The 1,344-nt window shown below is 46.2% G+C and carries 3 protein-coding genes and 1 pseudogene; 2 read left to right on the plus strand and 2 right to left on the minus strand.

Going from position 1 to position 1,344, the window contains the following annotated elements:
• Together HX773_RS25285 and HX773_RS25290 are read left to right on the plus strand one after the other, a co-directional pair.
• Positions 1-298 (plus strand): annotated as a pseudogene (locus HX773_RS25285) (hypothetical protein); the annotation flags it as partial.
• Positions 295-591: a hypothetical protein gene (locus tag HX773_RS25290; protein ID WP_370463638.1), complete on the plus strand. Its 297-nt coding sequence runs from the start codon at positions 295-297 to the stop codon at positions 589-591. The pseudogene HX773_RS25285 and the gene HX773_RS25290, both read left to right, overlap by 4 nt.
• Positions 592-637: 46 nt before the next feature.
• Here the strand turns inward: HX773_RS25290 and HX773_RS25295 are convergent, their stop codons facing one another.
• Complete coding sequence (locus HX773_RS25295; protein WP_218168359.1) at positions 638-856, minus strand: SymE family type I addiction module toxin; 219 nt, start codon at positions 854-856, stop codon at positions 638-640.
• Between the two features lie 70 nt (positions 857-926).
• Positions 927-1,280, minus strand: coding sequence for a helix-turn-helix domain-containing protein (locus tag HX773_RS25300; protein WP_370463639.1), 354 nt, complete (start codon positions 1,278-1,280; stop codon positions 927-929).
• Positions 1,281-1,344: the final 64 nt, after the last annotated feature.

The raw sequence follows: 1,344 nt of genomic DNA on the forward strand, positions 1-1,344 counted from the left end.
AGTTTTTGTTGACCGCTACAAAATAATCTTCCTTGAAACAGGCAGCCCAACCTCTGGTTTACAACATATCATTAAAGAACATGGTAGCCAGTTCTCACAGATCGGAGTCCCCGAGTCTCAAATACCTAATGTCGTTATGAAGGCTGTATCCGATGGTAAAGTTGTTGGTTATCAAGGTGCTGGTACTGGTAGGCCAATTTATGAAACTACTATAAATGGGAAAAAATATAATATAGCAATTACTGTGGGGAATAATGGCTATGTTGTCGGTGCAAATCTAAGAGGTGAAGTGAAGTGAAAAAAATAAAACTAATGGCTGACTATGGGTGCTATCCGTTGTGGGGTACTACTCCAGATGATTTTGGTGATATATCACCAGAAGATCTCTCAATATCATCTAATCTTAAAGATAGCCTCTATAGCTGGGCTAAAAGATATGATGCAATACTTAATATGGATGATCCAGCATCTTCAGGATTTAAAGATAAAGAAGAAGAAGAAAAATTTATAAAGGATGGATATGAGCTTGCAAGAAATTTACAAGATGAATTAGGTAACCAATATGAGGTTATATACCATTCGGAATATTAAATAATCCCGCCCTTGTTGGCGGGATTTTACGTTATACGTCAGCTAATTACGCTTCAGTCACCAGCCGGATGATCAGCTGCCCCGGCTGCGTGAGCACCTCCAGCTTCTGCCCGGTATCAAATCCCAGCTCGGCCATCCAGTGGCCGCGCAGGGTGATCGACGGTGAAGGCCGATGCTTCAGGTGATCGCGGATATATCCCACGGTATAACGTCTTGATTTAGTTGTGGACGTGTCGTTATCTGACTTATGATGCGTGCCAGCCATAATCAACTCCTTGCGTTGGTTGTGGTCAGCGGGCTGTTGGTGTTGGTAGCACCTTCAGCCCGCGTTCGTGTTAACTCTCTTCTTTAGCCGCCTTGCGCGCCGAATCCCAGCGGCGGGACTGATACTTGATAATCAGGCTCTCCAGCACTTCACGCACCACGGCTTGCTCGTTCTCCGGCAGTTGACTGACCGCCTCAAACTGCAACGTCAGCGTGTCGTCTGGTCCACGTTCATGTTCATCGAACAGCAGGTAATCGGTACTGACGTGCAACGTGGTAGCTATCTTCTTCAGGGCATCCAGCGACGGCATCGCCTGGCCGCTCTCGTACTTCTTCCAACTGTTAACGTGCAGCCCGATGGCGTCAGCCATCGCCTGTTGTGACAGGCCAAGCTCTTTGGGGTCAGTTTGGATATAGAGAATTATTGTACGGTAAGCCTGTTTTTTGAACAGGCTTACCTGTAGCAATAGGGTGTACCCTTATGCGATA

Origin of the sequence: Pantoea sp. B9002 (assembly GCF_013385945.1) — a bacterium.
Lineage (GTDB): Bacteria > Pseudomonadota > Gammaproteobacteria > Enterobacterales > Enterobacteriaceae > Pantoea.